Origin of the sequence: Rhizobium sp. CSW-27 (assembly GCF_018760785.1) — a bacterium.
In the GTDB taxonomy this organism is placed as follows: domain Bacteria; phylum Pseudomonadota; class Alphaproteobacteria; order Rhizobiales; family Rhizobiaceae; genus Neorhizobium.
In genome coordinates, this window is record NZ_JAHHZO010000005.1 from 24,717 (window position 1) to 47,088 (window position 22,372).

The 22,372-nt window shown below is 64.3% G+C and carries 22 protein-coding genes; 10 read left to right on the forward strand and 12 right to left on the reverse strand.

The window, feature by feature from the left end; all coding sequences use genetic code 11:
- Positions 1-249: 249 nt before the first annotated feature.
- From KLP42_RS11520 to KLP42_RS11530, 3 genes are all read right to left on the reverse strand, one after another.
- Entirely contained in the window at positions 250-1,026 is a 777-nt protein-coding gene (locus KLP42_RS11520) for an ATP-binding cassette domain-containing protein (RefSeq protein WP_215566821.1), read from the reverse strand.
- Positions 1,026-2,108 (reverse strand): ABC transporter permease, encoded by a 1,083-nt coding sequence (locus KLP42_RS11525; RefSeq protein ID WP_215566822.1) that lies wholly within the window; start codon positions 2,106-2,108, stop codon positions 1,026-1,028. The genes KLP42_RS11520 and KLP42_RS11525 overlap by 1 nt, the downstream gene beginning before the upstream one ends.
- Before the next feature lie 185 nt (positions 2,109-2,293).
- Entirely contained in the window at positions 2,294-3,319 is a 1,026-nt protein-coding gene (locus tag KLP42_RS11530) for a sugar ABC transporter substrate-binding protein (RefSeq protein ID WP_215566823.1), read from the reverse strand.
- 204 nt (positions 3,320-3,523) lie between these two features.
- Between KLP42_RS11530 and KLP42_RS11535 the strand changes: the two genes are divergently transcribed.
- The 4 genes from KLP42_RS11535 (at position 3,524) to KLP42_RS11550 (ending at position 8,539) form a co-directional block, all read left to right on the forward strand.
- On the forward strand, positions 3,524-4,753 hold the full coding sequence (locus tag KLP42_RS11535; protein ID WP_215566824.1) for an ROK family transcriptional regulator: 1,230 nt from the start codon (positions 3,524-3,526) through the stop codon (positions 4,751-4,753).
- Positions 4,753-5,181, forward strand: coding sequence for an RbsD/FucU family protein (locus tag KLP42_RS11540; protein ID WP_215566826.1), 429 nt, complete (start codon positions 4,753-4,755; stop codon positions 5,179-5,181). Before KLP42_RS11535 ends, KLP42_RS11540 begins: the two co-directional genes overlap by 1 nt.
- 150 nt (positions 5,182-5,331) lie before the next feature.
- A complete protein-coding gene (locus tag KLP42_RS11545; protein ID WP_215566828.1) occupies positions 5,332-6,213 on the forward strand; it encodes an AraC family transcriptional regulator in 882 nt (293 codons plus the stop codon).
- 151 nt (positions 6,214-6,364) lie between these two features.
- Positions 6,365-8,539 carry a TonB-dependent siderophore receptor gene (locus KLP42_RS11550; protein WP_215566830.1) on the forward strand — a complete coding sequence of 725 codons (2,175 nt, stop codon included), beginning with the start codon at positions 6,365-6,367 and terminating at the stop codon, positions 8,537-8,539.
- A 73-nt stretch (positions 8,540-8,612) separates the two neighbouring features.
- Here the strand turns inward: KLP42_RS11550 and KLP42_RS11555 are convergent, their stop codons facing one another.
- The 7 genes from KLP42_RS11555 to KLP42_RS11585 all read right to left on the reverse strand — a co-directional run bounded on the left by KLP42_RS11555 (position 8,613) and on the right by KLP42_RS11585 (position 15,294).
- Positions 8,613-9,893: a TRAP transporter large permease gene (locus KLP42_RS11555; protein ID WP_215566832.1), complete on the reverse strand. Its 1,281-nt coding sequence runs from the start codon at positions 9,891-9,893 to the stop codon at positions 8,613-8,615.
- The gene (locus KLP42_RS11560; RefSeq protein WP_215566834.1) at positions 9,893-10,417 is read right to left on the reverse strand and encodes a TRAP transporter small permease; all 525 of its coding nucleotides are present in this window, start codon (positions 10,415-10,417) and stop codon (positions 9,893-9,895) included. The genes KLP42_RS11555 and KLP42_RS11560 overlap by 1 nt, the downstream gene beginning before the upstream one ends.
- Before the next feature lie 85 nt (positions 10,418-10,502).
- Positions 10,503-11,480, reverse strand: a complete 978-nt coding sequence (locus tag KLP42_RS11565; protein ID WP_215566836.1) for a TRAP transporter substrate-binding protein — start codon at positions 11,478-11,480, stop codon at positions 10,503-10,505.
- A gap of 51 nt (positions 11,481-11,531) precedes the next feature.
- Positions 11,532-12,413: an amidohydrolase family protein gene (locus KLP42_RS11570; RefSeq protein ID WP_215566838.1), complete on the reverse strand. Its 882-nt coding sequence runs from the start codon at positions 12,411-12,413 to the stop codon at positions 11,532-11,534.
- Positions 12,413-13,549, reverse strand: coding sequence for a mandelate racemase/muconate lactonizing enzyme family protein (locus tag KLP42_RS11575; protein WP_215566840.1), 1,137 nt, complete (start codon positions 13,547-13,549; stop codon positions 12,413-12,415). The genes KLP42_RS11570 and KLP42_RS11575 overlap by 1 nt, the downstream gene beginning before the upstream one ends.
- A gap of 13 nt (positions 13,550-13,562) precedes the next feature.
- Positions 13,563-14,471, reverse strand: a complete 909-nt coding sequence (gene kdgD / locus KLP42_RS11580; protein WP_215566842.1) for a 5-dehydro-4-deoxyglucarate dehydratase — start codon at positions 14,469-14,471, stop codon at positions 13,563-13,565.
- A gap of 70 nt (positions 14,472-14,541) precedes the next feature.
- Positions 14,542-15,294, reverse strand: coding sequence for a FadR/GntR family transcriptional regulator (locus tag KLP42_RS11585; protein WP_215566844.1), 753 nt, complete (start codon positions 15,292-15,294; stop codon positions 14,542-14,544).
- Between the two features lie 166 nt (positions 15,295-15,460).
- Between KLP42_RS11585 and KLP42_RS11590 the strand changes: the two genes are divergently transcribed.
- Both KLP42_RS11590 and KLP42_RS11595 read left to right on the forward strand, forming a co-directional pair.
- Positions 15,461-16,258, forward strand: a complete 798-nt coding sequence (locus tag KLP42_RS11590; protein ID WP_215566847.1) for an NAD-dependent epimerase/dehydratase family protein — start codon at positions 15,461-15,463, stop codon at positions 16,256-16,258.
- 131 nt (positions 16,259-16,389) lie between these two features.
- The gene (locus KLP42_RS11595) at positions 16,390-17,703 is read left to right on the forward strand and encodes a cytochrome P450 (protein WP_215566849.1); all 1,314 of its coding nucleotides are present in this window, start codon (positions 16,390-16,392) and stop codon (positions 17,701-17,703) included.
- Here the strand turns inward: KLP42_RS11595 and KLP42_RS11600 are convergent.
- Complete coding sequence (locus KLP42_RS11600) at positions 17,688-18,353, reverse strand: sulfite oxidase-like oxidoreductase (protein ID WP_215566851.1); 666 nt, start codon at positions 18,351-18,353, stop codon at positions 17,688-17,690. The two genes, KLP42_RS11595 and KLP42_RS11600, sit on opposite strands and share 16 nt — an antisense overlap.
- 197 nt (positions 18,354-18,550) lie before the next feature.
- On the opposite strand from KLP42_RS11600, the gene modA reads away from it, so the two are divergent.
- The 4 genes from modA (at position 18,551) to KLP42_RS11620 (ending at position 21,900) form a co-directional block, all read left to right on the forward strand.
- Positions 18,551-19,339: a molybdate ABC transporter substrate-binding protein gene (gene modA / locus KLP42_RS11605; RefSeq protein WP_215566853.1), complete on the forward strand. Its 789-nt coding sequence runs from the start codon at positions 18,551-18,553 to the stop codon at positions 19,337-19,339.
- 59 nt (positions 19,340-19,398) lie between these two features.
- Positions 19,399-20,097 (forward strand): molybdate ABC transporter permease subunit, encoded by a 699-nt coding sequence (gene modB / locus KLP42_RS11610; protein WP_215566855.1) that lies wholly within the window; start codon positions 19,399-19,401, stop codon positions 20,095-20,097.
- A complete protein-coding gene (gene modC / locus KLP42_RS11615) occupies positions 20,094-21,158 on the forward strand; it encodes a molybdenum ABC transporter ATP-binding protein (RefSeq protein ID WP_215566857.1) in 1,065 nt (354 codons plus the stop codon). Before modB ends, modC begins: the two co-directional genes overlap by 4 nt.
- Positions 21,159-21,417: 259 nt before the next feature.
- Positions 21,418-21,900, forward strand: coding sequence for a DUF1003 domain-containing protein (locus KLP42_RS11620; RefSeq protein ID WP_215566859.1), 483 nt, complete (start codon positions 21,418-21,420; stop codon positions 21,898-21,900).
- A 23-nt stretch (positions 21,901-21,923) separates the two neighbouring features.
- Here the strand turns inward: KLP42_RS11620 and KLP42_RS11625 are convergent, their stop codons facing one another.
- Complete coding sequence (locus tag KLP42_RS11625) at positions 21,924-22,304, reverse strand: winged helix-turn-helix domain-containing protein (protein WP_215566861.1); 381 nt, start codon at positions 22,302-22,304, stop codon at positions 21,924-21,926.
- Between the last annotated feature and the right edge of the window lie 68 nt (positions 22,305-22,372).

Sequence of the window (22,372 nt, forward strand, 5' to 3'; positions counted from 1 at the left end):
GCGGTGATCCAGGGAGCGATTTTCCCGGTGAGATTTAGGCGGATGCAGCCCGAAGGGAAGGACATTGGAACCCGATTCTGGTGGAATCGGAAGCGATATCTTTTCACAAATATCAAAAGCGACGGCAGGAAGGTGAACGCCGTTGCGTCATGCGCCGTGGAACGGACCGGAGAGGCCGGCCGGTGGCCGGGAAAGGGGTCGCGCCGCGTCCGTCAAGCGGCGCGACCCAAGGTTCCGGGCGCGCCTCGATCAGGCGGCCAGGGGTTCCGGAGACTTTGCCCCGGTCATGAAGGCAACCGCGTCGGACATCGAATAGTCCTTCGGATTGATGACCGTCAGGCGCCGGCCGAGACGGTGGATGTGGATGCGGTCGGCCACTTCGAACACATGCGGCATGTTGTGCGAGATGAGCACGATCGGGATGCCGCGCGAGCGCACGTCGAGGATCAGTTCCAGCACGCGCCGGCTTTCCTTGACGCCGAGTGCGGCGGTCGGTTCGTCGAGGATGATGACCTTGGAGCCGAAGGCGGCGGCGCGGGCCACGGCCACGCCCTGGCGCTGGCCACCCGAGAGGGTTTCAACCGCCTGGTTGATGTTCTGGATCGTCATGAGGCCGAGCTCGGACAGTTTCTCGCGGGCGAATTTTTCCATCGCGGCGCGGTCGAGCGAGCGGAACACCTTGCCGAGCACGCCCGGCTTGCGGATCTCGCGGCCGAGGAACATGTTGTCGGCGATGGAGAGCGCCGGCGACAAGGCGAGGTTCTGGTAGACGGTCTCGATGCCGGCCTTGCGGGCCTCGATCGGCGAACGGAAGTGGACGGTCCTGCCTTCCAGCGTGATCTCGCCTTCGTCCGGCGTCACGGCGCCGGAGATCGCCTTGATCAGCGAGGACTTGCCCGCGCCGTTGTCGCCGATCACGGCCAGGATTTCGCCGGGATAGAGGTCGAAGTCGGCACGGTCGAGCGCCGTCACCTTGCCATAGCGCTTGATGAGACCGCGGGCGGAGAGGATGGGTTCCTGTGCCATTAGCCTGCTACCTTTCTGATCCACTGGTCGATTGCAACGGCGGCGATGATGAGAAGGCCGATCAGCATGTAGGTCCACTGCGGATCGGTGCCGATGAGGCGCAGGCCGAGCTGGAAGACGCCGACGATCAGGGCGCCGAACAGCATGCCGAGGATGGAGCCGCGGCCACCGAAGAGCGACAGGCCGCCGATCACGACGGCGGTGATCGATTCGATGTTGGCGAACTGGCCGGCGGTCGGCGAAACGGAGCCGATGCGGCCGATGAGCGCCCAGCCGCCGAGCGCACAGATGACGCCGGAGAGGGTATAGACGGAGATCAGCATGCCCTTGACGTTGACGCCGGCAAGTTCTGCTGCATCCGGATCGTCACCGACGGCGTAGAGATGGCGGCCCCAGGCGGTGCGGTTCAGCACATACCACAGCGCCAGCACCAGCAGAACCAGAGCGATGACGCCATAGGTGAACACGGCGCCGCCAATGCGGATGTTTTCGCCGAAGAACTGCAGCAGCGGTGCCTTGTCCTGAAGGTCCTGCGAGCGGATGGTCTCGTTGGCCGAATACAGGAAGTTGGAGGCCAGCACGATCTGCCACATGCCGAGCGTCACGATGAAGGGCGGCAGCTTAACGCGGGCAACCAGGATGCCGTTGATATAGCCGCACAGCGCCCCGACGGCAAAGCCGCACAGCACCGCAAGCGGGGCGGGCACGCCATAGTTGACGGCGAACTGGCCCATGATGACCGAGGAGAGGACCATGATGGCGCCGACCGACAGGTCGATGCCGGCGGTCAGGATGATCAGCGTCTGGGCCGCGCCGATGATGCCGGTGATCGCCACCTGCTGCAGGATCAGGGTCAGCGAGAAGGCCGAGAAGAACTTGGTGCCGAGAATCGAGCCGAAGATGGCGATCGACAGAAGAAGCACGATGAGCGGTACGGCGGCCGGGCTCGAATGCAGGAAGTGCTGGAACTTCTGCAGCGGCGTCTTGTCGTTGGTGTCGAACTGGGCGATCTGCGTGGAACTTTTCGAAAGCACGCTCTCGTATTCCAGGTGGGGCTTGGGTGCGGCTTGCGGCTCGCTCATTGATTTTCCTCCCTTTTTCCTCACTCGAGGATGCGAGGGCCGGCCAGGGTTCCATGTCCCATCATTGCCGGCGATGAAATTGACAATTCCAATCGGGATGCGGCCAGACCGGCGCTGTCGCGGGTGGCTTGGCAGAAGGGCGGCAGACGCCGCCCTTCGCATTCGAAAAATTCAGGCACCGGGCATCAGCCCCAGCACTTGGCCGTGCCTTCCTTGGTGTCGATCGAGGGCACGCCCTTGGCCGGCTTGTCCGTGACGAGGGCAACGCCCGTGTCGAAGAAGTTCTTGCCTGCGGTCGGCTTCGGCTTCTCGCCGGTGTCGGCAAACTTCTTGATCGCTTCCACGCCGAGGGCGGCCATCAGCAGCGGATACTGCTGCGAGGTGGCGCCGATGATGCCTTCCTTGACGTTCTTGACGCCCGGGCAACCGCCGTCGACCGATACGATCAGGACGTCCTTTTCCTTGCCAACGGCCTTGAGGGCCTCATAGGCACCGGCGGCCGCCGGTTCGTTGATCGTGTGGACCACGTTGATGCCCGGATCCTTCTGCAGGAGGTTTTCCATGGCGGTGCGGCCGCCTTCCTCGTTGCCGTTGGTCACGTCGTGGCCGACGATGCGCGGATCGCTCTCGTCGCCGATCTTGTTCGGGTCCTTCGGATCGATGCCGAAGCCGATCATGAAGCCCTGGTCGCGCATGACGTCGACGGACGGCTGGGCCGGCGTCAGGTCGAGGAAGGCAACCTTGGCGCTCTTGGCCTTGTCGCCGAGGGTGGCGGCAGCCCACTGGCCGATCAGCTTGCCGGCGAGCAGGTTGTCGGTGGCGAAGGTCGCATCGGCAGCGTCGATCGGATCAAGCGGCGTGTCCAGCGCGATGACCAGGATGCCGGCCTTGCGCGCTTCGGCCACGGCCGGGACGATGCCCTTGGTGTCGGAGGCGGTAAGCAGGATACCCTTGGCGCCGTCAGCGATGCAGGTCTCGATGGCCGCGACCTGGCTTTCCGAATCACCATCCGTCTTGCCGGCATAGGCCTTCAGGGTGACGCCGAGTTCCTTGGCCTTGGCGGTGGCGCCTTCCTTCATCTTGACGAAGAAGGGATTGGTGTCGGTCTTGGTGATCAGGCAGGCCGATACGCCGGCGGCCGATGCCGGTGCGGCAAACACGACGCCCATGGCGAACGTGGCAAAGGCGGCGGACAGAACAGTTTTCTTCATAGGGCTCCTCCCAGGGTGAAAGCACTTGGCCAGGCAACGGACCGGTTCGAGTGACCAGACGCCTCCTCCAAGTCGTCCGTGCCTTTACGGGAGGCATTAAGATCAAAAAATGGGATGCTGTCAATAATTAATTCCGGTTGAATTATTAATCGACGCTGCTAATTTCTTGTGCGAGGAGACGGGGCGCCTTAGGGAGGGGTAGCCATGACTATCCACGGAAATCAGCCCACGGGGCCACAGAACCCTGCCGTCATTCTGGCCGGCGGATCGAATCAGGTGCGGGTGCGCGCCCACAACGAGCGGCTGGTGCTGTCGCTGGTGCGGCTGCGCGGCTCGCTGTCGAAGGCCGACATCACCCGTGCCAGCGGGCTTTCCGCCCAGACGGTATCGGTCATCATGCGGGCGCTGGAAAAGGACGGGCTGCTTCTGCGCGGCGAGCCGGTGCGTGGCAGGGTGGGCCAGCCCTCGGTGCCGATGCGGCTCAATCCGGATGCGGTCTTCTCCTTCGGCGTCAAGATCGGCCGCCGCAGCGCCGACGTGGTGCTGATGGATTTCGTCGGCCGCATTCGTCGCCAGGTGCGCCAGACCTATGCCTATCCGAAACCGGAGCAGATCCTCGACATCATCACCTCCGGCATAGACCGGCTGGAGGGACAGATGAACGAGGACCAGCGCTCGCGCATCGCCGGCATCGGCATTGCCGCCCCTTTCGAGCTGTGGAACTGGGCCGAGGAAGTGGGCGCGCCGCCGGGCGCCATGGATGCCTGGCGCGGTTTCGACCTCAGTGCGGAGATTTCGGCGCGGGTGCGCCATGCCGTCTACCTGCAGAACGACGCGACCAGCGCCTGCGGCGCGGAACTCGTCTTCGGCGTCGGTCCCTCCTATCCGGATTTCGTCTATTTCTTCATCGGTTCGTTCATCGGCGGCGGCATCGTTCTCAATTCGGAAGTCTATTCCGGGCGCACCGGAACGGCCGGCGCGCTGGGGCCGCTGCCGGTGCGCGGCCCGCAGGGCGAGAACCGGCAGCTGCTCGACATCGCCTCGATCTTTGTGCTGGAAAAGCTGCTGCACGAGCGCGGCATCGATCCGCAGCCGCTCTGGTATTCGGCCGACGAATGGGTGGATTTCGGCGAGCCGCTGGAGATCTGGATCCGCGATACCGGGGCTGCACTGGCACAGGCCATCGTGGCTGCCGCCTCCGTCATCGATTTCGGCGCGGCCGTCATCGACGGCGGCTTTCCGCCCTGGGTGCGGCGGCGCATCGTCACCGCCACGGTCGAGGCGGTCGCCAGGCTCGACCTGCAGGGCGTCATCATTCCCGACATCATCGAGGGCGTGGTCGGCGCCCAGGCGCGGGCCATCGGCGGGGCGAGCCTGCCGATCTTTGCCCGCTACCTCACCGACCAGAGTGTCTTGTTCAAGGAGCTTGCCTAATGCTGAAGGGCATCGACCCCATTCTCAGTCCCGATCTTCTGGCCACCCTGAGGGCCATGGGGCACGGCGACGAAATCGCCATCGTGGACGGAAACTATCCGGGGCTGGAGCATGCCCGCCGCCTCGTGCGTCTGGACGGCCACGGGCTGATCCCGGTGCTCGATGCAATCCTGTCGGTGATGCCCATCGACGATTTCGTTGAGGCGGCGATCTTCCGTTCCACCGTCGGCAAGGATCGCGATGCGCTCGATCCGGTGCATCAGGACATCATCGCCTGCTGCCGGCGGCACGAGCCGAAGCAGCCGGTGGTGCCGCTGCTCGGCCCCGATTTCTATCCGCGGGTCAGGGCGGCGCATACCGTGGTGCAGACCAGCGAGCCGAGGCTCTACGGCAATGTCATCCTGCGCAAGGGCGTCATCTATCCATGAGGAAGAGGGAGGCGCTGCTGCATCTGGCGGACCGGCAGCGGCGCCTCCGGTCGGGACGCGGGCCAGAAGGCAGCGCGATCCGCAAAATTGCAAGGATAGGGCAAGTCTGATAGAGGAGTAAGAAACTCTTCTTTTGCAGAAGCCGCGCCGATGACCTTCCAACCCCGGATGTCCAACAGCATCGAGGGCTTTACCCTCGGCAAGGGCGTTGCCCGCCGCTCCTGGAACGGCATGGTCGCCGATGTCTGGGACGTCGAATGCGCGCCCTATGCCGGCGGCCACTATACCGCCCGCGATCCGCGCCTCTTCATCCTTCTCGACATGCAGGGCAGCGGCCGGCAGGTCGTGCGCAAGGCCGCCCGCGCCCGTGGCGAGGTGCAGAATGCCGATGCCACGCCGATCTCCTATGTTCCGGCGGGCATGGATCTGTGGGTGGATATTACCGATATCCGCACCATCCGGCACCTCGACATTCACTTCGACGCCGAGACGATCCGCAACCGGCTGATGGACGATCTCGATCCGCGCCGGCTGGACGATCCGAAGCTCACCTTCTTCGATGAAAGGGCCATGGCTCTCGCCCGGCTGATTGCCGCCGAATGCCTGAACCCGCAGCCTTTGCACGATCTTTACGGCGACGGGCTGGCGCTGTCGCTCATCATCTCCGTGCTGAACGTGGAAAAGACGGAGCTGCGCAGGCGCAGCGCGCTGGCGCCCTGGCAATTGCGCCGCGCCACGGATTATCTGGAGGCACATTGCCTGCGCACCGTGCGGCTCGACGAACTGGCCGAACTGACCGGCCTCTCCGCCTCGCAATTCTCCCATTCCTTCAAGGCATCGACGGGAATTGCGCCGCACCAGTGGCAGATGCGCGAAAGGCTGGAGCGGGCAAAGGCCATGCTGAAGGGGCAGGCGCATCCCCTCAATGCGATTGCGGTGGAGACCGGCTTCGCGGATCAGGCGCATTTCACCCGCGTCTTCCGGCAATATGTCGGAACCACCCCCGCACGGTGGCGAAAAGCACACAGCTGATCCCCGAGCGGGATCAGAACCGGCTGCGGGCCATCTTTGCCCAAGAATCTTCAATTTTCTGCGGTCCGGGCAAGCCTCGACATTTAATTTGAGTTAGGCGCTCATCTTATGAGTGGGTTGCAACAACCTCTTTGACTGGTGGGGCGCGACAATGAATGCAAGAGTGAACAGGGGACGCCGCAAGGCGCTTGTGGCTGGAATTGCAATAGGCGGACTGCTGGCCGCCCTGCCTGCCTTGGCCGAACCGGCGATCGAACTGGATCCGGTTCTGGTTCAGGGCCAGACGGCGGAAGGCGGCGATGCCAATGGCCCGGTGCAGGGCTATGTGGCAAAGAAATCCGCAACCGGCGCGAAGACCGCCACCGATCTGTCCGCCATTCCGCAATCCGTTTCGGTTGTCGGACGCGACGAATTGAACGATCGTGGCATCACCAACAAGGTGGATGAGGCGCTGGCCTATACGGCAGGTGTTCTGGCCGCGCCTTTCGGCGCGGATGCCGATACGGACTGGGTGTATATTCGCGGCTTCGATGCCACGCAGACCGGCGTCTTCTATGACGGCCTGAACCTTTACACCTATGGCTTCGGCGGCTTCCAGACCGATCCTTACATGCTGGAGCGGATCGAGGTGCTGAAGGGACCGGCCTCGGTTCTCTATGGCGGGGCCAATGCCGGCGGCATGGTGAACCTCGTGCGCAAGCGGCCGACCGACGAACCGCTCTACGAGACCGAGATCGGCATCAACACCAATGGCAATGCCTTCTTCGGCTTCGATCTTTCCGACAAGGTGGGTTCCAGCGATATCATGACCTACCGTCTGACCGGCAAGATCGCCGGCGGCGACAATTATTCCGATTTCTCGCACGACCTGCGCGGCTTCATCATGCCGCAAGTGACAATCTCGCCGGACGAGGCAACGAAGCTTACCCTCTGGGGTTCGTTTGCAGCGCTCGATCAGGTGCATGTGGGCGGCGGCTTCTTTCCCTATCAAGGGACCGTCGACACCTCGAGCACCCAGGGCTTCCGCATTCCGCGCGATGCCTTCTACGGCGAGCCGGATGTCGATACCGGCGTCTACAATCAGGAAATGGTCGGCTACGAGGTCGAACATACTTTCGACAATGGCTGGAAGGTTTCGCAGAACGCCCGCTACGGCCATCTCTACAAGCACGAGAATGCGCCCTATCTCTACGGCTGGTATGATATCGGCACGTTGCAGTTGAACCGCATCGGCTTCGAGCAAACCTCCAAGGTCAACACCTTCCTGATCGACAACCGGCTGGAGGGCACCTTCGAGACCGGGGCGCTGGAGCACAGCCTGCTGCTGGGCCTCGACTACAAGTACTACCAGCTGTCCAACGATCAGGCCGCAACGACGATCAATCCGATCAGCGCCACCGATCCGGTCTATGGCGAGGCCCAACCCGCCAACAATTCCTACAGCAATCAGCTGATCACCCAGAAGCAGATCGGCGTCTATGCGCAGGATCAGATCCGCTTCGGCGGCGGTTGGCTGGTGACGCTGAACGGTCGCTACGACCACGTGGACACCTCCACGCATAACGGCCCGACCTACTGGGCGCCGACGCAGGACTTCACCTACGACTATTCGAAGAATGCTCTCAGCGGCCGAGCCGGTCTCGCCTATGAATTTTCCAATGGCCTGACCCCCTATGCCAGCGTGTCCAGCTTCTTCAACCCGGTGGTCGCCGTCAGCAGCACGCCCGACAACAAGCCGGAAGAGGGCGAACAGTACGAAGTCGGCGTGAAATACGAGCCGGGCTTCATCGACGGCCTGTTTACCGCCTCGCTGTTCCATCTCACCAAGCGCAATGTGGTGGTGACGGATCCCGGCACCTTCCTCTCCAGCCAGATCGGCGAGGTCGAATCGCGCGGCGTGGAGCTGGAAGGCAAGGTAGACCTCAGCGACAACTGGAAACTGCTCGGCTCCTTCACCTATACCGACCTCGAGGTGAAGAAGGATATCGTTGCCGCCTATGTCGGCAAAAGCCCCTATCTGGTGCCTGAGGTGCAGGCCTCGCTCTGGGTGGATTATGCGGTGCCGGTTCCGGCGCTCGAAGGCTTGAGCATCGGCGGCGGCGTCCGGTATCGCGGCGAAAGCTGGGCCGACCGCGAAAACACGCTGAAGGTGCCGGATGCGACCGTCTTCGATGCCGCGATACGCTACAAGAAGAATGGCTGGGAAGGTTCTATCAACGTCACCAACCTGTTCGACAAGGTCTATGTCAGCGGCTGCGCCGGTGCCTCCACCTGCGGTTATGGCGATGCGCGCACCGTGACCTTCAAGCTGAGCAAGAGCTGGTAAGGGTGGAAATCCGGAATGCACAAAGGGCCGGTGGAGCGATCCACCGGCCCTTTGTGTGAGCAGGCCGCAAGCCTCAGCGGAACAGGCTCGGCAGCCAGAGCGAGAGCGCCGGAATGTAGGTGACGAGCATCAGCACCGCGATGCTGGCCCCGAAGAAGGGCCAGATGGTGCGCATGGCCTCGCGGATGGTGATACCGCCCACCGCGCAGCCCACGAAAAGCACGGTTCCAACCGGCGGCGTGTTCAGCCCGATGCCGGCATTGAGGATCATCACGACGCCGAAATGCACCGGATCGACGCCAAAAGCCTTCACCACCGGCAACAGAACCGGCGTGGAGATGATGACAAGCGGCGCCATGTCCATGAAGGTGCCGAGCAGCAGCAGCAGGATATTGATGACCAGCAGCACGATGATCGGATCGTCGGAGATGGCGCGGATCGCGCCGATCATCAGCGTTTGAACCTGCAAGAATGCCATGAGCCAGGCAAAGGCCGCAGCCGTGCCGATGACCAGCAGCACCATGGCCGTGGTGCGCACCGCCCCCAGCACCGCCTCGACAAAGCCATGCCAGTTCAGTTCCCGATACACCAGCATGGCGACGAGGAAGGCATAGAGCACCGCGATGCAGGAGCTTTCCGTTGCCGTGAAGATGCCGGAGCGTACGCCGCCAAAAATGATGCCGATCAGGAGAATGCCCGGAATGGCGGACAGCAGGTAGATCAGCAGGTTGGCAAAGCCGGGAAAGGGTTCCGATGGATAGCCGCGGCGGCGTGCCACGATATAGGCCGTGACCATCAGCGCTGCCGCAAGCAGCATGCCGGGAACGATACCTGCCGTGAACAGATCCGCCACCGAGACATTGCCGCCAGCCGCGATGGAATAGAGGATCATATTATGCGAAGGCGGGATCATCAGGGCGATGATCGCCGCATTGACCGTGACGTTGACCGCATAGCCGCGATCATAGCCGCGCGCCGCCATCTGCGGCACCATGAGACCGCCCACGGCGGAGGCATCGGCCACGGCAGAACCGGAAATGCCGCCGAACAGCGTGGATGCCACGATATTGACCTGCCCCAGACCGCCGCGCAGATGGCCGACCAGCCCCGCCGCAAAGCGGATGAGGCGTGCGGCAATGCCGCCGCGCACCATCAGGTCCCCGGCAAAGATGAAGAAGGGGATCGCCATCATGGCAAACACGTTCATGCCGGAATTCAGCTGCTGGAAAACGACGATGGGCGGAAGCCCGATATAAAGCACGGTGACCAGCGAGGCGATGCCAAGGCAGAAGGCAATCGGCATGCCGATGGACATCAGGAAGACGAAGGAGCCGAAGAGTATCGTATAGGCCATCAGACCACCTCAACCGGGTCGGCATGCGCCACGGCTTCTTCCTCGTCGAGGATGATATCGGCCAGGCGCTCGAGCGCGAAAATTGCAATCATGGTGCCGCCGGTCATCAGCGGGAAGAAATCGACGCCACCCGGCCAGCCCAGCACGGGAATGGTGGCCGTCCAGGTGCCGCGCGCCAGCATGATGCCGTAATAGGCCATGAAACCGCCGAAGATGGCGACCAGCGCCATGCTGAGCATATCCATGCCGCGCTGAACCGGCTTGGGCATGGCATAGCGGACGATGTCGAGGCCCAGATGCCCGCTTTCGCGCACGCCGACGGCGGCCCCCAGCAGGATGAACCAGGACATGAGAAAGAGTGACAAGGGCTCCGACCAGCTTGGCGTGTCGTTCAGCACGTAGCGGGCAAAGACCTGCCAGCCGACAATGAGCGTCATGCAGACGATGCCGGTTCCGGCAAGATAAAGTGCAAGGCGGCTGATAATGCCCAGAATGGGCCTGATGCCGTGAATGATGGTTTTCATGTTCCCCTGATCCTTCTGCGCGCCGTCGCAGCGCATGAAAAAGGCCGGTTCCCTGTCAGGAGAACCGGCCCGGATGACATTCGGGTTATTTCACAGCCTGGATCTTGGCGACCAGATCTTTCATCTTCGGATCGGTCACGAACTTGTCGTAGACCGGCTTCATGGCGTTGGCGAACTCTTCCTTGCTGACCGTGATGACCTTCACGCCGGACGCGCGAACCTTCTCTTCGGAAGCCTTTTCGCGGGCCTGCCAAAGCTCACGCATCTTGCCGACGGACTCCTTGGCCGCTTCGCGAACGATCTTCTGATCCTCCGGCTTCAGCTTGTCCCAGCTCATCTTCGACATGACCAGCACTTCCGGCGTCAGCGAATGTTCGGTCAGCGAATAGTTTTTGGCGACTTCGAAATGGCGCGAGGATTCGTAGGAAGGCCAGTTGTTCTCCGCACCGTCGACGACACCCGTTTCGAGCGAAGAATAGACTTCGCCGAACGGCATCGGCGTCGGGTTGGCCCCGAAAGCCTGCATCATCGCGATCCACAGATCGGATTGCTGCACGCGGATCTTCATGCCTTTCAGATCGGCCAGTTTCTCGATCGGCTTTTTCGTCGTGTAGAAGTTGCGCGCACCGGAATCGTAGAAGGCAAGGCCGACAAGGCCGTTCGGCTCGAAAGCCTTCAGAATCTCGTCGCCGATCGGGCCATCCACCACCTTGTGCATGTGCTCGGTCGAGCGGAACAGGAAGGGCAGGCCGAGAACGACGGTTTCCTTGACGAGGTTGTTGAACGGCGCCGTGTTGACGCGGTTGAGGTCGATGACGCCGAAGCGGGTCTGCTCGATGGTATCCTTCTCGCTGCCGAGAACGGAATTGTTCATGACCTGGATCTTGATGCGGCCATTGGTGCGCTGGGAGACGAGCTCTCCCATGTATTTCACCGCCTCGACGGTCGGATAGCCATCCGGGTGGATATCGGCGGAGCGAAGGGTCACTTCCTGCGCCGTGGCCGTCATGGCGGTGCCCATGGCCAGGCCGATGGCCATGCCGAGAATGCTCTTGAGTTTCATGATCTCCTCCAGGTGGTTTTGCGCCGCAGCCCCCTGCCACGGCGCGGGGGTCTATGCGACGGAATCCGGCCAGGCCGGAAAGCCGAAGAGCGCTTCCGGATTGCGGACGAGCGCCAGGTGAAGCGCCGTCTCGTCCGGCAGCCAGCCGAGAACCGTATCGGTCAGCGCCGCATCGTCGGGATAGTCCTTCTGCTCGCGGGCAAGGTTGTGCGGCCAGTTGGTGCCCCAGACGATGCGTTCCGGCGCATGCGCCGCAATCGTCCGGGCAACGGCTGCGACATCCTCGTAATCCGGGCCGCCGCTTTTGGAGCTTTCATAGACGCCGGCGAACTTGAACCAGCAATTGCCGCCATCGATCAGCCGGCGGGTGGCCGCGACCTGCGCGCTGTCGGGCGTCACGCCGCAGAAGAACTTGCCGTGGTGATCGAAGACCCAGCGCGATTTCAGCCGGGCCAGGCGCGGCTCGTGCTCGGTAATGTTGCTGCCATCGAACTGGATCGCCAGCATGAAGCCGCGCGAAAGGGCGATGGCGTCGAGTTCCTCCAGCGCCGACAGGCCGATCGCGCCGCCCGGCAGATCCATGATCCTGAGGCCGACGACGCCGGCATCGGCCAGCCAGTCGAGTTCGCTGTCGCTCACGTCGGGGCCGACGGCGGCCACGCCGCGCGCCACGCCGCCCATCTCCCTCAGGCAGGCGACGATGTTGGAATTGTCCCGCTGCTGGGCATTGCCCTGGGTGATGACGACCCGGTCGATGCCGATCCAGTCCATCAGCTGGCGGTACTGGCGCGGGGTCGGCAGGTCGCCGGCCGGCAGGCCCGGCCCGCCGGGAAGGGCGGGAAAGCCCGGCAGATACATGTGCATCTGCGTATCGACGCTGCCTTTCGGCAGGGCGATCCCCGGCTTGTTCCCGGAAAGCCGGCGCACCAGCATCAGGCGTCTCCCATCCGGAATTCGGCAAGCGCCTCGCGGTTGATCTCGATGCCGAGACCCGGCCCGTTCGGGATCGTCACCACGCCGTTGACGTGCTCGATCGGCGTTTTGACGATCGCCTGCCGGAAGGGATTGTGGGTGCGGTCGAATTCGAGGATCGGCTCAATCGGATTGACGCGCACCGGGCTTGGCACCATGGCCGCCATGAACTGCAGCGCGGCTGCAATGTGCACCGCCGTTCCCCAGACGTGCGGCACGACACGCACGCCGTGGAGTGCTGCGAGATCGGCAACGCGCTTGGCTTCGGTGAAGCCGCCGACGCCGGCGAGATCCGGCTGCAGGATGTCGACGCAGCGGCTCTCGATCGGCTCGCGCATGCCCCAGCGGGAATGCCAGGTTTCGCCGCCGGCCACCGGGATCGGCTGGCGGGCTCGCACCTCGCGATAGGCCGCAAGCTGTTCCGGCACCACCGGTTCCTCGAACCAGTCGAGATCCAGTTCGGCGGCCGCCTGGCCGAAGCGGATCGCTTCGACGGCATCGTAACCGTGATTGGCATCGACCATGATGCGCATCTCGGGCCCCACCGCCTCGCGGGCGGCGCGCACCACGCGCAGGTCTTCCTCCACGCCGAAGCCGATCTTGATCTTGGTGGCGTGGAAGCCTTCCTTCCAGTAACGGGCAACGTCGGTGGCATTGTCTTCCACCCGGTCGACGCCGTCGCGCTTGAAGCTGCCGGTGGCATAGGCCTTCACGCTTTCGCGGAAGCGGCCGCCGAGCAGGATCGAGACGGGCACGCCGAAATGCTTGCCCTTGATGTCCCACAGCGCGATGTCGATGCCCGAAAGCGCCGTCACCGCCAGCCCGCGCTGTCCCTGGTCGCGCAGCGCATTGTAGAGCCTTGCCCAGATCTTCTCGTTTTCGAGCGGGTTCTCGCCGATCAGCCAGTTGGCATAGGCGGCGACGACGGCGGCATTGGGCCGGGCCGGGCCGAGGCATTCGCCCCAGCCGACCGTGCCGTCGTCACACTCGATCTCCACCAGAACATGGGCGCGGCGATCGAAGCGCATCGAGGCGCTTTCGAAGGCGACGTCGAGCCGGTGTTCCAGAAGATGCGTGCGGACTGCGGTGATCTTCATCGTGCCATCACCCTCAGCCGCGCTTCCAGGGGCCGATGAGGTCGAGCAGCATGCCCTCCTCCTCGCGCGTCAGGTCGTCGAGCGGCGGGCGAACCTTGCCGGCATCGAAGCCCTGCAGGCGCACGCCCGCCTTGATGGCGGCGACCGCATAGCCCTTGCGGCGGTTGCGGATGGCCATGAACGGATAGAAGAAATCCTTGAGGATCTTTTCGCAGTGCGCCCGCTCGCCGGCACGCAGTGCCTTGTAGAATTCCACCGCAAGGCCCGGTACGAAGTTGAACACGGCCGAGGAATAGGTGGTGAAGCCGGCACCCAGATAGGCTTCGGCAAACAGTTCCGCCGTCGGCATGCCGCCGAGATACATCAGGCGGTCGCCCATGGTGGCGGTGATCTGGCGCACGCCGCCGATATCGCCGGTGCCGTCCTTGAAGCCGATCAGGTTCGGGCACTCGTCGCACAGGCGCTTCAGCGTATCGACGGAGAGAACGGAATTGTCGCGATTGTAGACCATGACGCCGATGCCGACCGACTGGCAGATCTTCTTGACGTGCTGGTAGAGGCCTTCCTGCGGTGCATCGATCAGATAATGCGGCAGAAGCAGGATGCCGTCGGCGCCGGCCTTTTCGACCGACTTTGCCAGTTCGACACCGACATGGCTGCCGAAACCGCAGCCGGACACGATGGCGGTCTTGCCGGCCGCTTCCTTGGCAGCCCTGACGATGCCTGGAATTTCATCAGGCGACAGCGCGAAGAACTCGCCGGTGCCGCCGGCCGCAAACAGAACGGGCGCTTCGAAACCCGACAGCCATTCGACATGGCGACGATAGCTTTCCGGCTGAAACTGGCCTTCACCATCGAAATGGGTCACGGGAAAGGACAGAAGGCCAGCGCCGAGCGCCGCCTTGATCTCTTCTGGCGTCATAGTCTCACTTCCTTTTTAGAGGCTTCCTCCGCTGCTTGTGGTATATATTCGCCATACAAGTGTCAACAACTTATCTTACAAATTGCCGCTGCTCGCGCAGCAGCGCCCGGTAGCGCGACTGGCTGCCGCGCAGATGCCGGCGCATGGCCTCGCGTGCGGCCTCCTCGTTTCCGGCGGAAATCGCCGCGATGATGGCGTTGTGCTCTTCCATGATCAGCTTGATATAGGCGGCCTGATCCTCTTCGCTTTCCTCGTTGCGCAGGGCCGCGCGGGGAATGACGCTCTTGCCGATCATCGCGAGAAAATCGCGGAAGCGGGAATTGTTCGTTGCCTCGGCGATGGCCAGATGCAGGGCAAAATCCGCCTCGCTGGTGGGCTTTCCCGCTTCCAGGCAGGCACGCACGGCATAGTGACAGTCGAAGATCACCTCTTCCTGGGCGGGCGAGCGGCGTATGGCGGCAAGGCCGGCTGCCTCCACCTCGACGGCGGTACGCAATTCGAGGAACTCGATGACCGAAGAGACGCGCGCATGGTCGATGTTGTCGACGGAAAACGGGGCCGGGGCAAGCGGTGCCGGCGGATCGAGCACGAAGACGCCGGCGCCCTGACGCGCCTCCACCAGCCGGTCGGCCCTCAGCGCCGCGATCGCCTCGCGCACCACGGTGCGGCTCACCCCGTGCGTTTCGCCGAGCTGCGCCTCGCTCGGCAGCTTGCTGCCCGGCGGGAACTGGCCCGCGCCGATGGCCTGCCGCAAGGTGTCGCTCAGCCGCGCTGCCAAGGTCATCGAGCCGCCCCCCGGTCTGTCTTTGGTGGCGATCGTCATGTCTGTCCCCTTCCTGTCTCTGTGCCGCACCGGTCCCGTCGATGCCGGTGTCGTCCCGCCGTTACAGCTAGCTGTACCGTGTTGACGCCCGCCTGCCAACATGTATGATGAATTTACCTGGTGGCGAGACGAGTCCCGCTTTTCGCCGGCCTGCATGGAGGATCCCTTGAAAAGACTGTTGATTACCGGCGCAGCCGGCGCGCTGGGCCGCGCCATGCGCTCGCGCCTGGCATCGCATGCCGAAATTCTTCGCCTCTCCGACATCAGCGATCTCGGCACGGCGCAGCCGAACGAGGAACTGGTTCGCTGCGATCTCGGCGATGCGGCGGCTGTCCATCGCCTGGTCGAAGGCTGCGACGGCATCGTGCATCTGGGCGGCGTGTCGGTGGAAGACAAGTTTTCCAAGATCATGAACGCCAATCTGCTCGGCCTCTACAATCTCTACGAGGCGGCGCGTGCCCATGGCCAGCCCCGCATCATCTTTGCCAGTTCCAACCACACCGTCGGCTTCTACCGGCAGGACCAGCATATCGATGTGACCGCCCCCCTGCGGCCGGACGGGCTCTATGGCGTCTCCAAATGCTTCGGCGAAGCGCTGGCCCGCATGTACTTCGAAAAATTCGGCCAGGAAACGGCGCTGGTGCGTATCGGCAGCTGCATGGAAAAGCCGACGAACCACCGCATGCTGTCCAGCTGGATGTCCTATCGCGATTTCGCACAGCTGATTGCCTGCGCCTTCCGCGCCCCGATGCTCGGCTGCCCGGTGATCTGGGGCATTTCCGACAATGATTCGAAGTGGTGGGACAATTCCCACGCCGCCTATCTCGGCTGGAAGCCGCAGGACAATGCGGAAATCTACCGCGCCGAGATCGATGCCGCCCTCGGCAAGCCGGATCCGAAGGCCGCGCTTCATGTCTACCAGGGCGGCAATTTCGTCAACGATCCGATCTTCGGCGAGGACTGAGCCGGCGGGGCAAGGCATTGCCTGCCTGCGCATGTCGTCCGATTGGAACCAGATCCCCTGCCGGTGGTTGAGCCTCAGCCGCCGGGGCATCGCCCGGGCATCACCCGCCGGGGCGGCGAGAAAGGGATCGCATGGCCCATGCCATCAGAACCGCCAGCGGTGCGGACGCCTTGCGTGCTGCCGCGAGAATCATCGTGCCGACCGTTGCCAAGGGAGCCGTCATCCGCAGGCCGCTTGCCGAACGGGCGGCCGCACGCTTCGCGCTGGATGAAAAGGCGATCGAAACCATGCATGCGCTTCGTCGTCGCTATGGCGGCGCGGCGCTGCGTCTCGGCTTTCCGCTGCGGCCCCAGCTTCTGCTGCTCGATGCCGCCGATGTCGAGCGCGTGCTGCTGGATACGCCGGTTCCCTTTGCCACGCGCAGCGTGGAAAAGGCCGCTGCCCTTCAGCATTTCGAGCCGGGCAACGTGCTGATCTCGACGCCGGAAGAGCGCCGCAGGCTGCGCCCGCTGCATGAGGTGGCGCTCTGTCCGCGTGATACGGTCCATCCTTGCGCCGACCGCTTCCGCGCCATCGTTGACGATGAGTTCGTTACCCGGCAGGCCGAGAGGGGCCGCGGGCGCTGGGACTGGCCGCGCTTCGCAACCGCCTGGTTTCGCCTGGTGCGGCGCGTGGTGTTCGGCGATGCGGCGGCCGGCGACGAGGGGCTGCAGCCGCTGCTCAACCGCCTGCGCGGCCGGGCGAACTGGTCCTATCTGATGCCGAAGGACAGGGTGGGGCGGGCGCGTCTGCTCGCCCGCATCGCGCATCTGGCGGACAGCGCCGATGCGCAGGCGCTGGCGGCACGGATGCCGGAGGGAGAGGAGAGGGCAAGCCAGATCGCCCAGTGGCTGTTCGCCTTCGATTCCGCCGGCATGGCAACCTTTCGCATGCTGGCGCTGCTTGCTGCCTATCCGCAGCATCGGCAGCGCCTCAGCGACGAAGCCGCCAACCCGGATCGCGCCGGCGATTTCGCCCGCCGCTGCCTTCTCGAATCGCTCCGTCTGTGGCCGACGGTGCCGGCCATCCTGCGCGAGACGGGCGAGGACGTGCTCTGGGGCGACGAGATCGTGCCGGCCGGCATCGGCATCATGATCTATGCGCCCTTTTTCCTGCGCGACGAACTGCGCATTCCACAGCCGCATGTGCTGCAGCCGGACCTGTGGCTGGCCGGCGATGCCGTGCCGGCCAGGGGTCTCATCCCCTTCAGCGCCGGCGCCGGGCTGTGCCCCGCCCACAGCCTCGTGCCGCAGCTTGCCGCCATGGTGGCGGCCGCGCTGCTGGCCGAGGGGCAGCCTGCGGATCTTTCCGTGCGCCTTGATCCGCACCGCCTCCAGGGCACGCTCGATCACTATCGGCTGTCGCTGTCGATCACCGCCCGGGCGGCTGCTCAGTCATCCGAATAGCGCTGTTCGCGCCAGGGGTCGCCGCGCATGTGATAGCCGTTCTTCTCCCAGAAGCCGGGCCGGTCCTGTCGGGTGAACTCGATGCGCGTCAGCCACTTGGCGCTCTTCCAGAAATAGAGATGCGGCAGGACGAGACGCATGGGGCCGCCATGCTCGCGGCTGATCGGCTGGCCCTCCCAGTGGGTGGCAAGGATCGCATCCTCGGCGGCGAAATCCTCAAGCAGCAGGTTGGTGGTATAGCCGTCGAAGCTGGTCAGCATCACCGCATCGGCCTCCGGCATCGGATGCACGAGGTCGAGAAGGTCGCGCACCAGCACGCCCTGCCAGCGGTTGTCATAACGCGACCAGGTGGTCACGCAGTGGATGTCGGAGATGTTCTGGCTCTGCGGCAGGGCAAGAAAGCCCTTCCAGTCGAGCGTCAGCGCATTCTCGACGGCGCCGCGCACATCAAGCCGCCATTGCTGTTCGGAAATCTGCGGCTGCTGCCCGAGGTCGAGCACCGGCCAGTTCCGGACCAGATGCTGGCCGGGCGGCAGGCGGTCGGTCTCCGGCCGGCTGATGCGGCCGGTGAGGAAACGGCCCTCGGCCGCCCATTTCCGCTTGGTGCTGGTCAGCTTGCTGTCTTCGGGTTCGGAAGGCGTGTCCGTCATGGTCGGTCCTGTCCTCGGTCAGGGGCTGGCGTCGCGGAAGGCGTCTTGCGCCGGCTGACCATTAGGTGGGTGTGACCTGGCTTTCGTCAAGCAAGCCGTGGTCAAACATCCGCAATGTATTTCTGCAGATATAACGCTGGCCATTTGCGCCCAAGGCGATATGTTTGTCGAGATATGTCGATTGTCCGGGAGGTTTCATGTTCATCCGCCGCCATTGCCTGGGGCTCGCCGCCGCTCTCGCCGCTCTTGCGTTTTCCCCGGCGCTGGGGTCGGGCGTTGCCATGGCAGCCGACAGGGTTACCGTCTTTGCCGCCGCCAGCATGAAGACGGCGCTCGATGCGGCCAATGCCGCCTATGCCAGGGACAAGGGGGTGGATATCGCCGTCTCCTATGCGGCCAGTTCCGCCCTTGCCCGGCAGGTGGAGGCTGGCGCGCCGGCCGATCTGTTCATCTCGGCCGACGAGGACTGGATGAACTATCTGGCCGGCAAGAACCTGATCCGCGCCGACAGCCGCAGCGACCTGCTCGGCAACCGCATCGTTCTGGTGGCGACAAGGGGAGAGGCAAGGCCGGTCGATATTCGTCCCGGCTTCGATCTCAAGGGGCTCCTGGGCGAGGGACGGCTTGCGATGGGCGCCGTCGACAGCGTGCCGGCCGGCAAGTATGGCAAGGCGGCGCTGCAGAAGCTCGGCGTATGGGACAGCGTCGCCTCGCAGGTCGCGGGCGCGGAGAACGTGCGGGCGGCGCTTGCGCTGGTGTCGCGCGGCGAGGCGCCCTATGGCATCGTCTATGCCACCGATGCCGCCGCCGATCCGGGCGTGTCCGTCGTCGGCACCTTCCCGCAGGACAGCCATCCGCCGATCATCTATCCCGTCGCCCTTCTCGCGGGCAGAACCAGCGCAGCCGCTGCCGCCTATCTGGCCTATTTGAAATCGCCCGCCGCCGCGTCCTATTTCCAGTCGCAGGGGTTTACGGTTCTGAAGTAGGCTTGTGAAGGTAAGGGGGCTGTTGCGGGCGCCCCACAAGGCGGAGTGTGGTGTCGATCTTGAGTGAATGGTCCCTGACTGCCGAGGAGTGGACGGCAATCGAACTCAGCCTGCGGGTGGCGAGCGTTGCCACGCTGGCCAGCCTGCCCTTTGGCCTGTTCGTTGCCTATCTGCTGGCGCGCGGCCGCTTCTGGGGCAAGACGCTGCTGAACGGCCTCGTGCACCTGCCGCTGATCCTGCCGCCGGTGGTGACCGGCTACGTGCTGCTGATCCTGTTCGGGCGGCGCGGGCCGATCGGTGCCTTTCTCGACCAGGCATTCGGCATCGTGCTCTCCTTCCGCTGGACGGGAGCGGCGCTGGCCTGCGCCGTGATGGGCTTTCCGCTGATGGTGCGCTCGATCCGCCTTTCCATCGAGGCGGTGGATGCCAGGCTGGAAGAGGCGGCCGCCACGCTCGGCGCCTCGCCGCCCATTATCTTCCTGACGGTAACCCTGCCGCTGATGCTGCCCGGCGTGATTGCCGGCATGATCCTCGCCTTCGCCAAGGCCATGGGCGAATTCGGCGCGACCATCACCTTCGTTTCCAACATTCCGGGCGAGACCCAGACGCTGTCGGCCGCGATCTACACCTTCACCCAGGTGCCGGGTGGCGATGCAGGGGCGCTGCGGCTGGCGCTGATTGCCGTGGCCCTTTCCATGGCGGCGCTGCTTGCCTCCGAATGGCTGGCGCGACTGGTGGCGGGAAAGGTGCGGGCATGACGCTTTCGGTCGAGATCCGCCATCGGCAGGGCGATTTTGCTCTCGACCTCGCCTTCGCCTCCGAAGGCGGGGTGACGGCATTGTTCGGTCCGTCTGGATCGGGAAAGACCTCGGTGCTGCGCATCGTCGGCGGCCTGGTGCGACCGGAGCGGGGCCGCATCGTCTTCGATGGCGCCGTGCTGATCGATACCGCAGGCGGCATCGATGTTGCGGCGCATCGCCGGCGCTTCGGCTATGTCTTCCAGGAGCCGCGGCTGTTTCCGCATCTCAGCGTTCGCCAGAACCTCGATTACGGTCGCTGGCTTTGCCGCCGCGCCGAACGCCGCGGCGATGCCGCACGCATTCTCGACATGCTCGGCATAGGCCACCTGCTGGACCGGCGGCCCGGCAACCTGTCCGGCGGCGAAAAGCAGCGCGTCTCGATCGGCCGCGCCCTGATGTCGAGCCCGCGCATGCTTCTGATGGACGAGCCGCTTTCGGCGCTGGACGAAGCGCGCAAGGCGGAGATCCTGCCCCATCTGGAACGGCTTCGCGACGAGCTGGACCTGCCCATCCTCTATGTCAGCCATTCGGTTGCCGAGGTGGCCCGGCTGGCGGACCGGGTGGTGGTGATGGGCAACGGGCGGGTGGACGGGATCGGCAGCCCCGGCGAGATGCTGGGCGCCCTGCCGGAGACGGTGACGCGGGATGCGGGCAGCGTGCTTGCCGGAACCGTTTGCCGGATCGACCGGGACAGCGAACTGGCAACCATCGCGCTCTCTGCCGTCTCCCTGGTGGTGCCGCGCGGGCACCTTGTCGAGGGGCAGCGCGTGCGGGTCCACATTCCGGCGCGGGATGTTCTGGTGGCCACCGAGAGGCCGAACGGCATCAGCGCGCTCAACATTCTGCAAGGGCAGGTGGCGGCGCTTTCGCCGCGGGAGGCGGGGGCGGTGGACGTGGCGATCCGCTGCGGCGCAGACATCGTCCATGCCCGCATCACCGAACTTTCCGTCCGCCGGTTGGGCCTGCTACCGGGCCTTGCGGTGCATGCCATCGTCAAGACGGTGGCACTGGATCGCTGATCGCAGAAATGTGACCCGGCCGGCATGGTGCGGCGCAACATGGCCCGAATTTTCCATTTGACGGAGCCGCGCCGCAGGATTACCTCAAGCGGGCGCACGTTCGTGTGCACTTTCCTGAAACCGACCCCCGAGGGGATCATGCCAAGCAACGACCATAGTCGATTGACCGTGCCGTTTGTGGCTGCCGCGCTGAGCTGATCTTCTCTTCGGCTCCCTCGCGACAGGCCGCAGACGGCCGGTCGCTCGAAGGAGGTGAGCCATGAACGCAACCATCCGCTTTTTTGCCGATCAGCTGCGCCGCACCGCCGTGCGCAAGGATCCGAATGAAATCTTCGCCGAACGCCTGACCTTCGGCGACCGGCTTGCCGACCGCATTGCCGTTGTTGGGGGCTCCTGGAGCTTCATCATCGGCTTCACCGTCTTCCTGGTTGCCTGGGCGATCCTGAACACGGTGGTGCTGGCTGCCAATGCCTTCGACCCGTTCCCGTTCATCTTCCTGAACCTGATGCTGTCGATGCTTGCAGCCCTTCAGGCTCCGATCATCATGATGAGCCAGAACCGGCAGGCTGCCAAGGATCGGCTGGCTGCCCGGCTGGATTACGAAACCAACCTGCGCTCCGAAGCCGAGATCGCCACCCTGCATGCCAAGGTGGATGCGCTGACCAGCGACATCGCCATGCTGCTGCGCCTGCAGCTGGCCGGCAACGAGGATCTGGTCGACGGGGCCGAGGCCGTCAACTGACCTGCGGAAGACGGCATGCCGGCTTACTCCGGCATGCCGTCTTCCGGCGTCCGGCGTCTGGCGGCAAGCCATGCCAGGTCATCCTGCATGGCTTGCGCGGCCCGGCGCTCCATCTGGCGGAAGCGAGCGACAAGATCCTCGCCGAATGGCGTCAGTTGCGCACCCCCGCCCTGTTTTCCGCCGCGCTGCCGCTCGACGGCGGGCGCCTCGAACATGCCGTTCAGCGCATCGACCAGAAGCCAGGCGCGACGATAGGACATGTCCATGGCGCGTCCGGCGGCCGAAATTGAACCGGTCTCGCGAATATGTTCCAGCAGCTCGATCTTGCCGCGCCCGAGCCGGTCCCCGGGCGGAAAATCCAGCCGAATCACCGGCCGGATGGCGGTCGTTTCGTTCTCCGGCATGTCGTGCGCTCCCATTTTCGCCCCGCACCGGAATTAGCAAGCGGGCTCTGCCGAATCCATCGGAATCG

Bases quoted from the DNA above. Each gene is read 5' to 3' on its own strand.
- modA (WP_215566853.1), top strand. From the start codon at position 18,551: ATGTTCATCCGCCGCCATTGCCTGGGGCTCGCCGCCGCTCTCGCCGCT.
- KLP42_RS11600 (WP_215566851.1), bottom strand. From the start codon at position 18,353: ATGACGGACACGCCTTCCGAACCCGAAGACAGCAAGCTGACCAGCACC.
- KLP42_RS11530 (WP_215566823.1), bottom strand. From the start codon at position 3,319: ATGAAGAAAACTGTTCTGTCCGCCGCCTTTGCCACGTTCGCCATGGGC.
- KLP42_RS11560 (WP_215566834.1), bottom strand. From the start codon at position 10,417: ATGAAAACCATCATTCACGGCATCAGGCCCATTCTGGGCATTATCAGC.
- KLP42_RS11565 (WP_215566836.1), bottom strand. From the start codon at position 11,480: ATGAAACTCAAGAGCATTCTCGGCATGGCCATCGGCCTGGCCATGGGC.
- KLP42_RS11540 (WP_215566826.1), top strand. From the start codon at position 4,753: ATGCTGAAGGGCATCGACCCCATTCTCAGTCCCGATCTTCTGGCCACC.
- KLP42_RS11575 (WP_215566840.1), bottom strand. From the start codon at position 13,549: ATGAAGATCACCGCAGTCCGCACGCATCTTCTGGAACACCGGCTCGAC.
- KLP42_RS11535 (WP_215566824.1), top strand. From the start codon at position 3,524: ATGACTATCCACGGAAATCAGCCCACGGGGCCACAGAACCCTGCCGTC.
- KLP42_RS11520 (WP_215566821.1), bottom strand. From the start codon at position 1,026: ATGGCACAGGAACCCATCCTCTCCGCCCGCGGTCTCATCAAGCGCTAT.
- KLP42_RS11570 (WP_215566838.1), bottom strand. From the start codon at position 12,413: ATGCTGGTGCGCCGGCTTTCCGGGAACAAGCCGGGGATCGCCCTGCCG.
- KLP42_RS11555 (WP_215566832.1), bottom strand. From the start codon at position 9,893: ATGGCCTATACGATACTCTTCGGCTCCTTCGTCTTCCTGATGTCCATC.
- KLP42_RS11550 (WP_215566830.1), top strand. From the start codon at position 6,365: ATGAATGCAAGAGTGAACAGGGGACGCCGCAAGGCGCTTGTGGCTGGA.
- KLP42_RS11585 (WP_215566844.1), bottom strand. From the start codon at position 15,294: ATGACGATCGCCACCAAAGACAGACCGGGGGGCGGCTCGATGACCTTG.
- modC (WP_215566857.1), top strand. From the start codon at position 20,094: ATGACGCTTTCGGTCGAGATCCGCCATCGGCAGGGCGATTTTGCTCTC.
- KLP42_RS11525 (WP_215566822.1), bottom strand. From the start codon at position 2,108: ATGAGCGAGCCGCAAGCCGCACCCAAGCCCCACCTGGAATACGAGAGC.
- kdgD (WP_215566842.1), bottom strand. From the start codon at position 14,471: ATGACGCCAGAAGAGATCAAGGCGGCGCTCGGCGCTGGCCTTCTGTCC.
- KLP42_RS11625 (WP_215566861.1), bottom strand. From the start codon at position 22,304: ATGCCGGAGAACGAAACGACCGCCATCCGGCCGGTGATTCGGCTGGAT.
- KLP42_RS11545 (WP_215566828.1), top strand. From the start codon at position 5,332: ATGACCTTCCAACCCCGGATGTCCAACAGCATCGAGGGCTTTACCCTC.
- KLP42_RS11595 (WP_215566849.1), top strand. From the start codon at position 16,390: ATGGCCCATGCCATCAGAACCGCCAGCGGTGCGGACGCCTTGCGTGCT.
- KLP42_RS11620 (WP_215566859.1), top strand. From the start codon at position 21,418: ATGAACGCAACCATCCGCTTTTTTGCCGATCAGCTGCGCCGCACCGCC.